Source organism: Streptomyces armeniacus (assembly GCF_003355155.1).
Taxonomy (GTDB): Bacteria; Actinomycetota; Actinomycetes; order Streptomycetales; family Streptomycetaceae; genus Streptomyces; species Streptomyces armeniacus.
In genome coordinates this window covers 507,348-522,646 of record NZ_CP031320.1, presented here as the reverse complement: position 1 = coordinate 522,646, position 15,299 = coordinate 507,348, and the positions used below count along the sequence as shown (strand labels likewise).

General features: G+C 74.5%; 13 protein-coding genes. 7 read left to right on the top strand and 6 right to left on the bottom strand.

All coding sequences use genetic code 11. From position 1 onward, the window contains the following. Positions 1–23: 23 nt before the first annotated feature. The 7 genes from DVA86_RS02250 (at position 24) to DVA86_RS02220 (ending at position 8,073) form a co-directional block, all read left to right on the top strand. A complete protein-coding gene (locus tag DVA86_RS02250; RefSeq protein WP_208875311.1) occupies positions 24–1,523 on the top strand; it encodes an FGGY-family carbohydrate kinase in 1,500 nt (499 codons plus the stop codon). A gap of 220 nt (positions 1,524–1,743) precedes the next feature. Further along, on the top strand, positions 1,744–2,685 hold the full coding sequence (locus DVA86_RS02245; protein WP_222623275.1) for a hypothetical protein: 942 nt from the start codon (positions 1,744–1,746) through the stop codon (positions 2,683–2,685). Beyond that, a complete protein-coding gene (locus DVA86_RS02240; RefSeq protein WP_222623274.1) occupies positions 2,682–3,443 on the top strand; it encodes an aspartate/glutamate racemase family protein in 762 nt (253 codons plus the stop codon). The genes DVA86_RS02245 and DVA86_RS02240 overlap by 4 nt, the downstream gene beginning before the upstream one ends. Beyond that, on the top strand, positions 3,440–4,783 hold the full coding sequence (otnK, locus tag DVA86_RS02235) for a 3-oxo-tetronate kinase (RefSeq protein WP_245996275.1): 1,344 nt from the start codon (positions 3,440–3,442) through the stop codon (positions 4,781–4,783). The genes DVA86_RS02240 and otnK overlap by 4 nt, the downstream gene beginning before the upstream one ends. Further along, positions 4,780–6,489 (top strand): glycoside hydrolase family 13 protein, encoded by a 1,710-nt coding sequence (locus DVA86_RS02230; RefSeq protein WP_208875309.1) that lies wholly within the window; start codon positions 4,780–4,782, stop codon positions 6,487–6,489. Before otnK ends, DVA86_RS02230 begins: the two co-directional genes overlap by 4 nt. 121 nt (positions 6,490–6,610) lie before the next feature. Then, positions 6,611–7,087: a GNAT family N-acetyltransferase gene (locus tag DVA86_RS02225; protein ID WP_245996268.1), complete on the top strand. Its 477-nt coding sequence runs from the start codon at positions 6,611–6,613 to the stop codon at positions 7,085–7,087. Positions 7,088–7,263: 176 nt separating this feature from the next. Further along, positions 7,264–8,073 carry an SAM-dependent methyltransferase gene (locus DVA86_RS02220; protein WP_208875306.1) on the top strand — a complete coding sequence of 270 codons (810 nt, stop codon included), beginning with the start codon at positions 7,264–7,266 and terminating at the stop codon, positions 8,071–8,073. Positions 8,074–8,165: 92 nt separating this feature from the next. Here the strand turns inward: DVA86_RS02220 and fdhD are convergent, their stop codons facing one another. From fdhD to DVA86_RS35890, 6 genes are all read right to left on the bottom strand, one after another. Beyond that, positions 8,166–9,071, bottom strand: coding sequence for a formate dehydrogenase accessory sulfurtransferase FdhD (gene fdhD / locus DVA86_RS02215; RefSeq protein ID WP_208875305.1), 906 nt, complete (start codon positions 9,069–9,071; stop codon positions 8,166–8,168). A gap of 63 nt (positions 9,072–9,134) precedes the next feature. Beyond that, positions 9,135–9,992 (bottom strand): 2Fe-2S iron-sulfur cluster-binding protein, encoded by an 858-nt coding sequence (locus tag DVA86_RS02210; RefSeq protein WP_208875303.1) that lies wholly within the window; start codon positions 9,990–9,992, stop codon positions 9,135–9,137. After that, the gene (locus DVA86_RS02205; protein ID WP_208875302.1) at positions 9,989–11,992 is read right to left on the bottom strand and encodes an NAD(P)H-dependent oxidoreductase subunit E; all 2,004 of its coding nucleotides are present in this window, start codon (positions 11,990–11,992) and stop codon (positions 9,989–9,991) included. Before DVA86_RS02205 ends, DVA86_RS02210 begins: the two co-directional genes overlap by 4 nt. Positions 11,993–11,998: 6 nt before the next feature. Continuing rightward, positions 11,999–14,029 carry a molybdopterin oxidoreductase family protein gene (locus tag DVA86_RS02200; protein ID WP_208875300.1) on the bottom strand — a complete coding sequence of 677 codons (2,031 nt, stop codon included), beginning with the start codon at positions 14,027–14,029 and terminating at the stop codon, positions 11,999–12,001. Then, positions 14,026–15,009, bottom strand: a complete 984-nt coding sequence (locus tag DVA86_RS02195; RefSeq protein ID WP_208875298.1) for a 2-dehydropantoate 2-reductase — start codon at positions 15,007–15,009, stop codon at positions 14,026–14,028. The genes DVA86_RS02200 and DVA86_RS02195 overlap by 4 nt, the downstream gene beginning before the upstream one ends. A 144-nt stretch (positions 15,010–15,153) precedes the next feature. Beyond that, positions 15,154–15,285: an MFS transporter small subunit gene (locus DVA86_RS35890; protein WP_281279263.1), complete on the bottom strand. Its 132-nt coding sequence runs from the start codon at positions 15,283–15,285 to the stop codon at positions 15,154–15,156. Positions 15,286–15,299 lie beyond the last annotated feature (14 nt).

The window sequence follows — 15,299 nt, the reverse complement described above, 5'->3', positions numbered from 1 at the left end:
GGGGTATCCACGAAGGAGACCCCATGAGCGTGAGGCGGGAGAGCTCTGTGGGGCAGCCGGAGGCGGGCGGTGCCGCGCTGGCCGGGGTGGACGTCGGCACCACCCGTACGAAGGCCGTGGTGTGCGCGGCGGACGGCACGGTCCTCGGCGCGGCCGTACGGCCCACGCCCCTCGGCGAACAGGACGCGGCGGCGCTCGCCGCCGCCGCACTCGGCGCGCTGGCCGAGGCCGTTGCCGCGTCCGGGCGTTCGCCGGAGGCCGTCGGCCTCACCGGCATGGCCGAGACCGGCGTACCGCTCGACGCGGACGGCCGCCAGACCGGCCCGCTGCTCGCCTGGTCCGACCCGCGCGGCGCGGACCAGGCCGCGCGGCTCGCCCGTACGGCCGGTGCCTCCGCCCTGCACGCCACCACCGGCGTACGGCCCTCCGCGAAGGCCACGCTCGCCCGCTGGTGCTGGCTGGCCGAGCGGCACCCCGACGCGCTGCGCCGCATGCACGTGTGGTCCGGCGCCGCCGACCTCGTCGGCCACGCGCTCACCGGGCACGTCGCCACCGACGCGACCTTCGCCCAGCGGACCATGGCCTACGACGTGCACGGCCGCCGCTGGGACCCCGGACTCACCGCGCTGGCCGGGCTGTCGCCCCGCCGCCTCCCGCCCGTACGCGCGCCGGGCGAACCCGTCGGCCCGGTCAGCGCGGCGGGCGCCGCACGCGTACCGGGCCTGCGTACGGGCGTACCCGTGACCGTCGCCGGACACGACCACCTCGTGGGCGCGTGGGCGGCGGGCGTCCGTACGGCGGGCGCCGTCGCCGACTCCATGGGCACGGCGGAGGCCGTGTTCACCCTGAGCACGGCCGCCCCCGACGCGGCCCGCGCCCTCGCGGAGGGCATGGGCTACGGGCGGCACGCCGACGGCCGGCACTGGTACGTGATGGCGGGCTCGGGCAGCTGCGGCGCGCTCGTCGAGTGGTACGCCGACCTGCTCGGGCTGCCCGGCGGCGCCGAACGCATCCGGCGCTTCGGCGCACTCCTCGACACCGCCGGAACGGGGCCCACCGGCCTCGTCGTCGAGCCGTACCTCAACGGGCGCGCCGCGCCCGCGCCCGACCCCCGTCGTCGCGTGGCCGTCCACGGGCTCGGGCCCGACGACGGGCCGGCGCGGCTCGCGCTGGCCGTCGTCGAGGGCACCGCGTACCAGGCGCGCTGGATGGCGGAGACCCAGGCCGCGCTGAACGGCGCCGCGCCGCGCGAAGTCACGCTCCTCGGTGGGCCCGTGGCCCAGCCGCGCTGGCCACGCGTGAAGGCCGCCGTGACGCGGTGGCCGACACGCCTGCTCACGGAGCCGCGTGCGCCCGCGCTGGGCGCGGCCCTGCTCGCGGGCACCGCGGCGGGCCTGCCGGTGCCCCCGCCACTGGGGACGGTGGCGGGGGCACCGGGGGAGAGCGAGGACGCGGCGGCGTACGACGTGGTGTACCGGGGGGAGTTTCTGCCGCGGGTGGCGCGTGGGGACGGCCCCGGGTGACGCCAACCATCCAAGCCCGTCCGGCGTTTGAGGACGGCCCCCGGCCACGGCGAACGCGCGCTGGGCCACAGGCTTTTGGCCCACTTGCCGAGTGTGGCCGCTCCGGTCCGTCCTCAAGCGCCGGACGGGCTGGATCGTGGCCGCTTCGGTCTGTCCTCAGGGGCGGGCCGTTGGATCACGGCGGCGCTGAACGAATGAACCCGACCTTGGAGTTGCGAGCGTGAATACCGAACACTCACCCGTCGCCCCCCTCTCCCGCCCCAGCGGGACCTTCGCCATGGTGGCCATGGATCAGCGGGACTCCCTGCGGACCATGATGGCCGAGCGGACCGGCCGGGACCGGGACCGTGTCGGGGACGGCGACATGACCGGGTTCAAGCTGGCCGTCGCCCGCGAGTTGGGGCCGTACGCCTCCGCCCTGCTGATCGACCGGCACTACGGCTGCGACCGCATGCTCGCCGAACGCGCCCTCCCGGACAGCTGCGCGCCGATCCTCGCGGCCGACGCGCTCACCCAGGAGCCGGGCGGCCCCGTCACCGGCACCGCGATCGACCAAGCCGTCGTTCCCGACGCCGCCGCAGCGGACGGTATACGCGCCCTGAAGCTGCTCGTCATCTGGCAGCGCGACGGCCTCCGCGCGCACCGTACGGAGATGGCCGAGCGCTTCGTACGGATGTGCCGCGCGGCGGGGCTGGCCTCCGTACTGGAGCCGGTGGCGCGCCCCACCCCCGGCGAGGCGGCGGAAGGCACCTTCCGCCTGAACGACGCCATCGTGGAGGCCGCCACCGAACTCGCCCCGCTGCGGCCCTCCCTCTACAAGTGCCAGGTGCCGGACGGCGGCAAGGGCACCGTGGAGCGGATCGCCGCCGAGGCGGCCCGTATCCACGCGGTGGTGGACGTGCCGTGGGTCGTGCTGTCGCAGGGCGTCGAGCCGGACGACTTCCCGCGTGCCGTCGAGGCCGCCTGCCGCGCCGGTGCCTCCGGCTTCCTCGCGGGGCGCGCCCTGTGGACGTCCGCGCTGGGTGCGCCCGACCCGGTGGCCGCCCTGCGGGGCGAGTGCGCCGAACGGCTGCGGCTCCTCGGCGAGATCGTCGACCGGCACGGACGGCCCTGGTGGTCGGCGGTGCGGGAGGCTCACGACGCGGAAGGGGGAGCGGCATGACGGCGCCCGGCACACCAGCCGTACGCGACGCGGGAGCCGGGGACCGCAAGGGGCCGGGAGACGGGACGCCGCGCATGTGCGTCCTGCACACCGTCGCCGCACTCCCGGCGGTGTTCGATCCGCTGCTGCGGGAGGAGGCGCCCGGCGTGCGCCCGTACCACATGGTGGACGAGAGCCTGCTCGCCGACACCATCGCCTACGGGCCGCTGCCCCGCACCACCGCGCGGCTCGCGTCGCACATCGCGCAGGCGGAGGCGGCGGGCGCCCGCGCCGTGCTGGTCACCTGCTCCTCGATCGGGCCGGCGGCCGAACAGGCGCGGGCGCTCGTGGACATCCCGGTGCTGCGGGTGGACGCGCCGATGGCGGCGGAGGCGATCCGTACGGGGCCGCGTATCGGCGTACTGGCCACGCTCTCCTCCACGCTGGAGCCCACCGCCGAGCTGATCCGCCGTCAGGCGGCGGACGCGGGCGCCCGCATCGAGCTCACGACGTCCACCTGCGAGGGCGCGTACCGGGCTCGTACCGAGGGTCGGCCGGAGGAGCACGACGCGCTGATCGCCGCGGAGGCGCGGCGCCTCGCGGCCGGGCACGACGTACTGGTGCTGGCGCAGGCGTCGATGGCGGCCGCGCTCCGGTCGCCCGGAGCGGACGGCGGCGAACTCGGCGTACCCGTGCTGACCTCACCCCGCAGCGGCACGGCGCAGCTCGCCGCCCTCGCGTCGCCGCCGCCCGACGGGCACGGGACGGCGCGGACATGAGGGGTACGGCCGCGACGGCCGGCGGCCGGATGTCAGGGCCGTATCTGGGCTGTATCGCCGACGACTTCACCGGCGCCACCGACCTGGCCGGGAACCTCGTACGGGCGGGCCACCGCACCACACTCACCGTCGGCACCCCGGCCGCCCCCGCCGCTCCCGCCGCTCAAGGGGAGCCGGCGGACGCCGTGGTCGTCGCGCTGAAGACCCGTACGGTGCCGCCCGCCGAGGCGGTCGCCGCCGCGCTCGACGCGCACCGGGGGCTGGCCGGACTGGGCTGTACGCGCTACTGGTTCAAGTACTGCTCGACCTTCGACTCCACGCCCGAGGGCAACATCGGCCCCGTCACCGACGCGCTCCTCGAGGCCACCGGGGCGCCGTGGACCGTGGCCTGCCCCGCGTTCCCCGACAACGGCCGCACCGTCTACCAGGGCCATCTCTTCGTCGGGGACCGGCTGTTGAGCGAGAGCGGCATGCGGCACCATCCGCTGACGCCGATGACCGACCCGGACCTCGTACGGGTACTCGCGGCGCAGACCCGGCACCGCGTGGGGCTGCTGCCGCACCACGTGCTCCGTGCCGGGGACGCGGCCGTACGCGCGCACCTGGACGCCGTCACGGGCGGCGGCGCCCGAATCGTCGTCACCGACGTGCTCGGCAACGACGACTTCCCGCCCCTCGTACGCGCCACCCGCCGGCTCCCGCTGCTCACCGGCGGCTCAGGGCTCGCGCTGGCCCTGCCGCCGCCACGAGCGCACCGTACGGGCAGCGGGCCGGACCCCGACGGTGCCGCACGTATCGACGTGGCGCACGGCCCCGGCGCAGTCCTCGCGGGCAGCGTCTCCGACGCCACCCTCGACCAGACCGCGTACGCGCGGCGCGTCCTGCCGTCCCGCAAGCTGCCCGTGGCATCGCTGCTCGCGGACCCGGAGGGCACGGTCGCGGGCGCGCTGGAGTGGGCGCGGGGGCACGCCGGGCCGAGGCCGGTGCTGCTGTACAGCGCGGACGACCGCGAGGAAGTGCGCGCCGTCCAGGGCCGGTTCGGCGCGGCGGACGCGGCGGAGGCGGTGGAGCGCGCGCTGGCCGCGTGCGCGCGCGGCCTCCTCGGCTCCGGTTTCCGCCGCCTGGTGGTGGCCGGAGGCGAGACCTCGGGAGCGGTCGCCTCGGCCGTCGGCATCGAACGGTTCCGGATCGGACCCGCCATCGCCCCCGGCGTCCCCTGGACCGCCGCCGAGTACGGCGGCCGCACCGTCAATCTGGCGCTCAAATCCGGCAACTTCGGCGGCGAGGACCTCTTCGTGACCGCCGAGGACGCACTCGTCACGGGAGGCCTCCACGCATGACCCAGCCCAAGACCCCGACCCAGCCCCAGACCCAGACCCGGACCGGCGACCCGGCCCGCGCGTCGCACGACTGGTGGCGTGACGCCGTCATCTACCAGATCTACGTCCGCAGCTTCGCCGACTCCGACGGTGACGGCGTCGGCGACCTGCCCGGCGCCACCTCACGGCTCGGCCACATCGCCGGACTCGGCGCCGACGCCGTCTGGCTGACCCCCTTCTACCCCTCCCCGATGGCCGACGGCGGCTACGACGTCAGCGACTACCGCGACGTCGACCCCCGCTTCGGCACCCTCGCCGACGCCGACGCGCTCGTACGCCGCGCACACGAGCTCGGCCTGCGCGTGATCGTGGACATCGTCCCCAACCACACCTCCGACGAGCACCCGTGGTTCCGCGAGGCGCTCGACTCGCCGCCCGGCAGCGCCGCACGCGCCCGCTACGTCTTCCGGGACGGCCGCGACGGCGGCGCCGAACCGCCCAGCGACTGGCAGTCGGTGTTCGGCGGCAGCGCCTGGCGGCGGGTGCCGGACGGGCAGTGGTACCTGCACCTGTTCGCCGCCGAGCAGCCCGATCTGGACTGGCGCAACCCCGAGGTCACCGAGGAGTTCCAGGCCGTACTGCGGTTCTGGCTCGACCGAGGCGTGGACGGGTTCCGCTTCGACGTGGCGCACGGCATGGCCAAGGACCTCGACGAGCCGCTGCGGGACCTCGGCGACGGGCAGCGGCACCACGGGATCGTCGGCGCGGGCGCCGAGGGCGGCCACCCGGTGTGGGACCGCGACGAGGTGCACGCCATCCTGCGTTCCTTCCGGCGCGTACTGGACGCGTACGAGCCGCCGCGCGTCGGTGTCGCCGAGTCCTGGGCGGAGGGACACCGGCGGGCGCTGTACACGCGGGCCGACGAGCTGCACCAGGCGTTCAACTTCGACTTCCTCGGCACCCCGTGGGACGCCGCCTCGCTCCGCGCCGTCGTGGACCGTTCGCTGGACGCGGCCGCGTCCACCGGCGCGGCACCGACCTGGGTGCTGTCCAACCACGACGTCGTACGGCACGCCACCCGTCTCGCGCTGCCCGCCGGCACGGACCTCGACGCGTGGCTGTCCGGCGGCGGCGCCGCGCCGCCCGCGGACCACGCCGCTGGGCTGCGCCGTGCCCGCGCCGCCGCGCTGCTCATGCTGGCGCTGCCCGGCTCGGCGTACCTCTACCAGGGCGAGGAACTCGGCCTCGCCGAGGTGCCCGACCTGCCCGACGGCGTGCTCCAGGACCCCGTACGGTTCCGGTCCGGCGGACGCCGCAAGGGACGTGACGGGTGCCGCGTGCCGCTGCCGTGGACGCGCGGCGGGCCCTCGCTCGGCTTCGGTCCCTCCGGCGGGTGGCTGCCGCAGCCCGGCGGCTGGGCCGGCCTGTCCGTGGAGGCGCAGTCCGGCGACCCGGACAGCACCCTGGAGCTGTACCGCACGGCCCTGCGGCTGCGCCGCCTGCACGCCGGAGGCACCGCGCTGCGGTGGCTGGACGCGCCGCCCGGCGTGCTGGCGTTCGCCCGGGACGGCGGCCTGCGGGCGGCAACGAACCTGACCGGTACGGCAGTCGAGGTCCCGGCCACCGCCGGTTCCCGCGTGCTGCTCGCCAGCGGGCCAGTCGACGCGCCCGAGGACGGCGGCGCGGTGACCGTGCCCGCCGACACCACGGTGTGGCTGCTCGGCTGACGGCGGCCCGCGACCGGCGGCCCGCGACCGGCGGCCCGCGACCGGCAGCCCGCAATCCGGAGACGTGCGCTCCGCCGCCTGTTAGGGTCACAGGGTGGAAAGGACTATTACATACCTGGAGATGACCGAGCCCGGACAGCTGCGGCCCGGCCGCGTTGTGCCCGGCCTCGCGCTGCGGCGTACGGACAGCACCTCGCCCCTCGTCCGTACGCTGACGGCGCGCATCGGCACCCCGTACGGCTGGCGCAGTGCCGCCCGCACGCCGGAGCAGTGGGACGAGTGGCTGGCCCACCCGCTGCGCCGGTACTGGGTGATCACCGCGCAGGACGAGACGGCCGGCTTCACGGCGCTGGAGCCGCAGGCCGACGGCGACCTGCGGATCACCACGTTCGGGCTGCTGCCCGAGTACGTGGGCCGGGGCCTGGGCGGGCACGCCCTCACCCTGGCCCTCCGGCAGGCGTGGGCCACCGAGGCGGTCGGCGCGCCGCGCGTACGGCGCGTGTGGCTCAGCACGAACAACCGCGACCACCCCAATGCGCTCCGGAACTACGAGGCCCGCGGCATGCGCCCGTTCCGTACGGAGACACGGCAGGACTGAGGCGGCGGGACTCACCGGGGCATGGCGGTGAGCGAACAAGGGAAGAACCGGGCGGCGTTGAGGCGGTTCAGCCGTCGGCCTCCCCACCTCTGGACGGCCGCCCCCGAGTCGGTACGGTGGTCGCCACGCGGCGCCGCCGGGCACCGCTCACGGGCCGGCGAGGGGGATGATGCGCGATGGCCGAGGACAGTCCGCAACAACGCGACGTGGCACCCGAGATCGACAACACCGTGCCGCACTCGGCCCGGATCTGGAACTACTGGCTCGGCGGCAAGGACAACTACCGCGTCGACCAGGAGGCCGGCGACAGATTCGCCGAGACGTTCCCCGGCATCATCGACGCCGCCCGCGGCGCACGGCACTTCCTCGGCCGCGCCGTACGGCATCTGGCGGGGGAGGAGGGCATCCGGCAGTTCCTCGACATCGGCACCGGGCTGCCCACCGTCGACAACACCCACGAGATAGCTCAGCGCGTCGCGCCCGACGCACGCGTCGTCTACGTCGACAACGACCCGCTCGTGCTCTCCCACGCCCGCGCGCTGCTCACCAGCACGCCCGAGGGTGTCACCGACTACGTCGACGCCGACCTGCGCGACCCCGGCCCGATACTCGAAGCGGCCGCCCGCACACTGGACTTCGACCGGCCCGTCGCCCTGATGCTGCTCGGCGTCCTGGGCCACATCCCCGACGACGAGCTGGCGCGGTCGCTCGTACGCCGCCTGCTGGACGCCCTGCCGCCGGGCAGCCATCTGACGCTCAGCGACGGTACGGACACCAGCGCCGCCCGCCGCGACGCGCACGAGCGCTACAACAGCAGCGGCGCCGCCCCGTACCACCTGCGCAGCCCGGCGGGGATCGAGAGCCTGTTCCACGGCCTGGAGCTGCTCGAGCCCGGCGTGGTGCCGGTGACGCAGTGGCGCCCGGATCCGTCGCCGTTCGAGCCGGTGCCGGTCACGACGTACGGCGGCGTCGCCCGCAAGCCGTAGCGGAACGGCGGTGCCGCCGGGAGGGCCCGGCCGGCGCAGGGGGCGCTCCCCGCCGGCCGGGGCCCGACCCGTGCCGCGAGCGGCCCCTTCCGTCAGGCCCGGACCGCGGTGTGCAGTGCGAGCCGGTGCGCGCCCGCGTACACGTTCATGGAGGTGCCGCGCAGGAAGCCGACCAGCGTCAGCCCCGTCTCCGCGGCGAGGTCGACGGCGAGCGACGACGGCGCGGAGACCGCGGCCAGCACGGGGATGCCCGCCATCACCGCCTTCTGCGCCAGTTCGAAGGAGGCGCGGCCCGAGACCATCAGCACGCCGCCGCGCAGCGGGAGTTCGCCGCGCCGCAGCGCCAGGCCCACCAGCTTGTCGACGGCGTTGTGGCGGCCGACGTCCTCCCGTACGTCCAGCAGCTCGCCCTCCGGGGTGAACAGCGCCGCCGCGTGGAGTCCCCCGGTCCGGTCGAATACCCGCTGCGCCGCGCGCAGTCGGTCGGGGAGGCCCGCGAGCACCTCGGGTGCCATCCGGATCCGGACCGGGGTGCCGGTGTCCGCGCGGGCGGCTCCGCCGTCGCCGGCGTCCTCCGTGCCGTCGCCGCGGTCCTCGAGCGGCCAGCGCGCCGTCGTACGCACCGCGTCGAGGCTGGCCTTGCCGCACAGGCCGCACGACGAGGTGGTGTACACGTTCCGCTCCAGGCTGATGTCGGGCACGGGCACGCCCGGGGCCAGCCGTACGTCGACGACGTTGTACGTGTTCCGGCCCCTCTCGTCCGCGCCGCCGCAGTACACGATGTTCGCGACCTCTCGCGCGGAGCCGATCACGCCCTCGCTGGCCAGGAAGCCCGCCGCCAGCGCGAAGTCGTCGCCCGGCGTGCGCATCGTGACGGCCAGCGGCTTGCCGTTCAGCCGGATCTCCAGCGGCTCCTCGGCGACGAGCGTGTCGGGCCGTACGCTCACCGCGCCGTCCCGTACCCGTACGACGCGCCGCCGCTCGGTGACCCGTCCCATGCTGCCCACTTCCCGTCGGTGCTCGTACGTCCCGGTGCTCGTGCGTCCCGGTACTCGTGCGTGTCAGTGCTGCTGGACGTGCTGGTAGCCGAAGCGGCCCTTGATGCACAGGTTGCCGTGCGTCACCGGATTGTCGTGCGGCGAGGAGACCTTGACGATGTCGTTGTCCTGGACGTGCAGCGTGAGGTTGCAGCCGACACCGCAGTACGCGCAGACCGTCGTCGTCTCCGTCTGCCGTTCCTCGTCCCAGGTGCCCGCCTCCCGCATGTCGAACTCCGTCTTGAAGCTGAGCGCGCCCGTCGGGCACACCTCGATGCAGTTCCCGCAGTACACGCAGGCGGAGTCGGTGAGAGGTGCGTCGTGCTCCGTGGAGATACGGGCGTCGAAGCCGCGCCCGGCGACGGCGATGGCGAACGTGTTCTGCCACTGCTCGCCGCAGGCGTCCACGCACTTGTAGCAGAGGATGCACTTGTCGTAGTCCCGGACGTACAGGTCGTTGTCGACCTTCGGCTCCTCCGCGACCGTCGCCGCGTCCTCCCCGAACCGGCCCGGCTCCGCGCCGTACTCCTCGATCCACTCGGCAGCACGCGGGGTCGTCGACAAGTCCGTTGAGGACGCGAGCAGTTCGAGCACGAGCTTGCGGCTGTGCCGCGCGCGCTCGCTGTCCGTACGCACCTCCATCCCCGCCTCGGCGCGCCGCGAGCAGGCGGGCGCGAGCGTACGGGCGCCCTCGACCTCCACCATGCAGACGCGGCAGGCGTTCTTCGGCGTGAGCGTGTCGCCCTGGCACAGGGTCGGCACGTCCTTGCCTGCGGCACGGCAGGCGTCGAGGAGCGTCGAGCCCTCCGGGACGCGTACGGGCTCGCCGTCCAGCGTGAACTCCACGAGGCGGCGCGGGGGCTGAAGGGGGACGGCACTCATGCGTACGCTCCCAGTCGGTCGATGGCGGATTCCACGGCGTTCCACGCGGTCTGGCCCAGCCCGCAGATCGACGCGTCGCGCATGGCGGCGCCCACCTCGCGCAGCAGCGCCACATCGGCGGCGGTGTCGGCGGCCTCGCCGTTACGGCGGTCCAGCAGGCGCGTCAGCGCCTCCTCCTGGCGGACCGTGCCCACGCGGCACGGCACGCACTGGCCGCAGGACTCGTCGCGGAAGAACTCCGCGATGCGCAGCAGTACGCGCGGCAGCGGCACGCTGTCGTCCAGCGCGAGCACCACTCCCGAGCCGAGCGTGGTGCCCGCCTCGCGGGTGCCCTCGAAGGTGAGCGGGATGTCCAGCTCGTCGGGGCGTACGAAGCCCCCGGCGGCGCCGCCGAGCAGCACGGCGCGCAGCCGCTCCGGGTCCGGCTGCCCGGCGAGGCGCAGCAGTTCGCCGAGGGTGGCGCCGAACGGCAGCTCGTACAGGCCGGGTCGGCTGACGCTCCCCGACACGCAGAACAGCTTGGGGCCGGTGGACGCGCCGGTGCCGGTCGCGGCGTACGCCTCGGCGCCCATGGTCAGGACGGGCAGCACGTTGACGAGCGTCTCGACGTTGTTGACGACGGTCGGCTTGCCGAACAGGCCCTTCTCCACCGGGAACGGCGGCTTGCTGCGGGGCTCACCGCGGTACCCCTCCACGGAGTTGAAGATCGCGGTCTCCTCGCCGCAGATGTACGCGCCCGCGCCGCGGCGCACTTCGATGTCGAACGCGTAGCCCTGGCCGAGCACGTCCGGGCCGAGCAGCCCGCGGGTGCGGGCGGCGGCGAGCGCGTGCTCGATGCGGCGGCGGGCGCGCGGGTACTCGCCGCGGAGGTAGAGGTAGCCCCGGTGCGCGCCGGTGGCGTACCCGGCGATGGTCATGGCCTCGATCAGCGCGTACGGATCGCCCTCCATCAGCACCCGGTCCTTGAACGTGCCGGGCTCGCTCTCGTCGGCGTTGCACACGAGGTAGTGCGGGTGGTCCGGCTGCGCGGCGGTGGCCTGCCACTTGCGCCCGGTGGGGAACGCGGCCCCGCCGCGCCCCAGCAGCCCCGAGTCGGTCACCTCGCGGATCACCCCGGCGGGCCCGAGGGTGAACGCGCGGCGGAGGGCGGCGTAGCCGTCGAAGGCGCGGTAGTCGTCGAGGGAGGCGGGATCGACGCGGCCGACACGGTGCAGAAGCGCGAGGCGGTCCCGCCCCGGCCCCCCGGCCTGGGGGACGGCGCCGACCGGCGCCGGCTCCGCCGCCGCGGCCCCGGGGTCGCGTGCGGCCTCGACGAGCGCGTGGGGGGTGGCGGGGGCGACGACGGCGTACGCCCCGCTTTCGGCCGCGACGGCGGGTCGTTCAACGGCGGTCTCCGGCGGTGCCGAACCGGCCGAACCGGCCGAACCGGCCGAACCGGCTGAACCGGCCGAACCGGCCGAACCGGCGGCGTCCGCCGCAGCCGCCACCGCATCCGCGTCCGTGCCCGCGCGGATGACCAGGGCCGCGGGGGCCCGTTCGCACAGGCCCAGGCACGGGCTGCGTTCCCACACCGCGCCGCCCTCCACCGGCGTGTCCGCCGGGCCGAGGCGGGACTCCAGGGACGTGCACAGGTCCGCCGACGGGCCCGCGCACGCGATGTCCGTGCAGACGCGGACGACCGTACGGGGGCGGGGCTTGAGCGAGAACATCGAGTAGAACGTCGCGACCCCGTACGCCTCGGCAGGCGGCACCGTGAGGCGGCGGCACAGGTAGTCGAGGCCGCCCTCGCTGATCCAGCCCACGCGGTCGTTGAGCGCGTGCAGCCCCGGCAGCAGCTGGTCGCGCCGGCCGCGTGCCGTGTGGCCGCCCTTCGCCCAGCGCAGGTCCGTGTCCGTACGGTCGTCGGAGCCCTCCCACGCGGAGTCGGGCGGCCCCAGGAGCGCGTCGACGGCGGCGCGTTCCTCGTCCGTCGGCTTGCTGTCGCCGAAGTGCAGGTCCATCGGGCCTCAACTCCTCACGGATTCCGGTGCGACGGGGGCCGCCAGCTTCTCCACCCGGATCGCCGACGCCTTGAACTCCGCCGTCCCCGCGATCGGGCAGTTCGCCTCGATCGTCAGCTGGTTGGTGTCGACCTCGTCCGGGAAGTGCATCGTCATGAAGGCCAGCCCCGGCCGCAGCCCCGGATCGACCCACACCGGCGCGGTGACGGAGCCGCGCCGCGACGTGACGCGGACCGTCTCGCCGACGGTCACCCCGTACCGTTCTGCGTCCTCGGGGCAGAGCTCGACGTACTCGCCGCGCCGCAGCGGTGACGCGTAACTGCCGCTCTGCACACCGGTGTTGTACGAGTCCAGGCGGCGGCCCGTCGTCAGCCGCAGCGGGTACTGCTCGTCGGTCAGATCGACGGGCGGGTCGTGCTTCACCGGGCCGAAGACCGCGCGCGGCGACGGTCCGTCCGGGCCGTTGTCCGCCCAGAGCCGGCCGTGCAGATACGTGGGCTCCAGCCGGTCCTCGCTCGGGCAGGGCCACTGGATGCCCTGGTGCTCCTCGAGCCGCCCGTACGTCATCCCGGCGTGGTCCGGTGACACCGAGCGCAGCTCGTCCCACACCGCCTGGGCGTCGGCGAACTTCCAGTCGTGGCCGAGGCGTCCCGCGAGGTCGCAGATGATGTCGATGTCCTCGCGGGCCTCGCCGGGCGGGTGTACGGCCTTGCGGACGCGCTGGACGCGGCGTTCGCTGTTGGTGGTGGTGCCGTCGGTCTCGCACCAGGCGGCGGTCGCGGGGAGCACCACGTCGGCGAGTTCGGCGGTCTTGGTGAGGAAGATGTCCTGCACCACCAGGTGGTCGAGGGCCCGCAGGCGTTCGACGGCCTGTTCGCTGTCGGCCTCGGACTGCGCCGGGTTCTCGCCGATGCAGTACACGGCGCGCAGAGCGCCCGACTCCATCGCCTCGAACATGTCGGTGAGGTTCAGCCCGTAGCGCGGCTGGATGGCCGTGCCCCAGGCCGCCTCGAACTTCTCGCGGGTGGCCGGGGTGAGGATGTCCTGGAAGCCGGGCAGCCGGTTCGGGATGGCGCCCATGTCGCCGCCGCCCTGCACGTTGTTCTGGCCGCGCAGCGGCTGGAGGCCGGAGCCGTGGCGGCCGACGTGGCCGGTGAGCAGGGCCAGGTTGATGAGGGCGCGGACGTTGTCGGTGCCGTTGTGGTGCTCGGTGATGCCCAGCGTCCAGCACAGCTGGGCGCGTTCGGCGGTGGCGTAGGCGTGCGCGAGTTCCCGTATGGCCTCCGCGGGCACGCCCGTGACCTTCTCCGCCGCGGTCGGCGTCCAGGGCTCGACCTCGGCGGCGTACGCCTCGTACCCCTCCGTGGCGCGCTCGATGAACGCGCGGTTGGCCAGGCCCGCGTGGATGATCTCGCGGCCGACCGCGTGGGCGAGGGGGATGTCGGTGCCGACGTTCGGGCCGAGCCAGCTGTCGGCCCACTCGGCGGTCGAGGTGCGGCGCGGGTCGACGGCGTACATCCGTGCCCCGTTCCGTATCCCCTTCAGCACGTGGTGGAAGAAGATCGGGTGCGCGAAACGGGCGTTGGAGCCCCACATCACGATGAGGTCGGTCTCCTCGACCTCCGCGTACGAGGACGTGCCGCCGCCGGAGCCGAGCGCCGCGGTCAGGCCGGCGACGCTGGGGGCGTGGCAGGTGCGGTTGCAGGAGTCGACGTTGTTGGTGCCCATCACCACGCGGGTGAACTTCTGCGCCACGTAGTTCATCTCGTTCGTGGCCCGCGCGCAGGAGAACATGCCGAACGCGTCGGGGCCCGACTCGGCGCGCACCCGCCGGAACCCGTCCGCGGCCACGGTGAGGGCCTCTTCCCAGGTGGCGGGCCGCAGTTCGGCGTCCTTGCCGTCCCGTACGAGGGGTTGCGTCAGCCGCGGGTACCGCTTGGGGGAGCGGTCGCGCCGCTCGGCCTTCCCGGCGGGCGCGCCCGCGCCCGTACGCGCGCTCCGCTCCGTACGTGTCGTGCTGTCTGTGCCGGTCTTCATGCCGCGTCGCTCCCGTATGTCGTCTGTGCCAGCAGGTCGGTGACGGCGTGGATCGCGCAGAGCTTCGGCACGGGCGTACGCGTCAGGGCGGCGAGTTCGACGACCGCGGCGAGCAGCACGTCCAGCTCCATCGGACGGCCGCGCTCCAGGTCCTGGAGCGTCGAGGTCTTGTGCTCGCCGACGCGTTCCGCGCCCGCCAGCCGCCGTTCGACGGAGATTTCCGGGCGGCAGCCGACGGCCTCGGCGACGGCGAGGGTCTCGCGCATCATCGTGGCGACGAGCGCCCGGGTGTCCTGGTGGCGGCAGATCTGCGCCATCGTCGCCCGCGACAGCGCGCTGAGCGGGTTGAACGCGATGTTGCCGAGCAGCTTGATCCAGATGTCGTTGCGGAGGTCGGCCTCGACCGGGCACTTGAGGCCGCCCGCGCGCATCGCCTCGCTGAACGCGAGGCAGCGCGCGGAGACGGTCGAGTCCGGCTCGCCGACGGAGAAGCGGGTGCCTTCCAGGTGCCGTACGACGCCGGGGGCTTCGAGTTCGGTGGCGGCGTACACGACGCAGCCGACGGCGCGTTCGGGCGGCAGTACGCGGCTGACCGCGCCGCCGGGGTCGACGCTCTCGACGCACCGCCCCTCGTACGGGCCCTTGAGCGCGTGGAAGTACCACCAGGGGATGCCGTTCTGGGCGGCGACCACGGCGGTGTCCGCGTGCAGCAGGGGGTGTACGAGAGGGCCGCAGGCCGCGTAGGCGTGGGCCTTGAGGCCCAGGAAGACATAGTCGACGGGGCCGATCGCCGACGGGTCGTCGGTGGCGTGCACGTGCGCGGTGAAGTCGCCGCGCGGGCTGAGCACCTGGACTCCGTGCCGCCTCATGGCCGCCAAGTGCGGTCCACGGGCGATGAGATGGACGTCGGCGCCCGCGCGGTCCAGCACGGCTCCGACATAGGCGCCGATCGCTCCGGCGCCGACGACTGCGACTCTCACGTGTAGCTCCTCTCCGGCCGGCTGAGGGAGGCCGGTCGTGGGGTGAGCTCATATGGACGACAGAATACTGTATACAGTCGTCAGGCTGGGGGCGGCAAGAGCCGTGCGCAACCGAAGTTCGCCAGGAGCGCGAGTGAAGTCCGTTCAGCCGGAGAAGAGTTGGGCGGCCTTGCGGATCAGCTCGTACAGGCCGTAGGCCAGGGGCAGTCCGACCCACAGCCAGGCGAAGAGGGTCAGCGCGGTGCGGTCAGGTGTGCTGCTGTCGCGGCTCGTCACCGGCGTCCTCCCGT

What these genes read in the sequence shown, in the direction of transcription:
- DVA86_RS02205 (WP_208875302.1), bottom strand. Translation starts at nt 11,992, where the DNA reads ATGGACCTGCACTTCGGCGACAGCAAGCCGACGGACGAGGAACGCGCC.
- DVA86_RS02225 (WP_245996268.1), top strand. Translation starts at nt 6,611, where the DNA reads ATGACCGAGCCCGGACAGCTGCGGCCCGGCCGCGTTGTGCCCGGCCTC.
- DVA86_RS02210 (WP_208875303.1), bottom strand. Translation starts at nt 9,992, where the DNA reads ATGAGTGCCGTCCCCCTTCAGCCCCCGCGCCGCCTCGTGGAGTTCACG.
- DVA86_RS02230 (WP_208875309.1), top strand. Translation starts at nt 4,780, where the DNA reads ATGACCCAGCCCAAGACCCCGACCCAGCCCCAGACCCAGACCCGGACC.
- DVA86_RS02220 (WP_208875306.1), top strand. Translation starts at nt 7,264, where the DNA reads ATGGCCGAGGACAGTCCGCAACAACGCGACGTGGCACCCGAGATCGAC.
- fdhD (WP_208875305.1), bottom strand. Translation starts at nt 9,071, where the DNA reads ATGGGACGGGTCACCGAGCGGCGGCGCGTCGTACGGGTACGGGACGGC.
- otnK (WP_245996275.1), top strand. Translation starts at nt 3,440, where the DNA reads ATGAGGGGTACGGCCGCGACGGCCGGCGGCCGGATGTCAGGGCCGTAT.
- DVA86_RS02200 (WP_208875300.1), bottom strand. Translation starts at nt 14,029, where the DNA reads ATGAAGACCGGCACAGACAGCACGACACGTACGGAGCGGAGCGCGCGT.
- DVA86_RS02240 (WP_222623274.1), top strand. Translation starts at nt 2,682, where the DNA reads ATGACGGCGCCCGGCACACCAGCCGTACGCGACGCGGGAGCCGGGGAC.
- DVA86_RS02250 (WP_208875311.1), top strand. Translation starts at nt 24, where the DNA reads ATGAGCGTGAGGCGGGAGAGCTCTGTGGGGCAGCCGGAGGCGGGCGGT.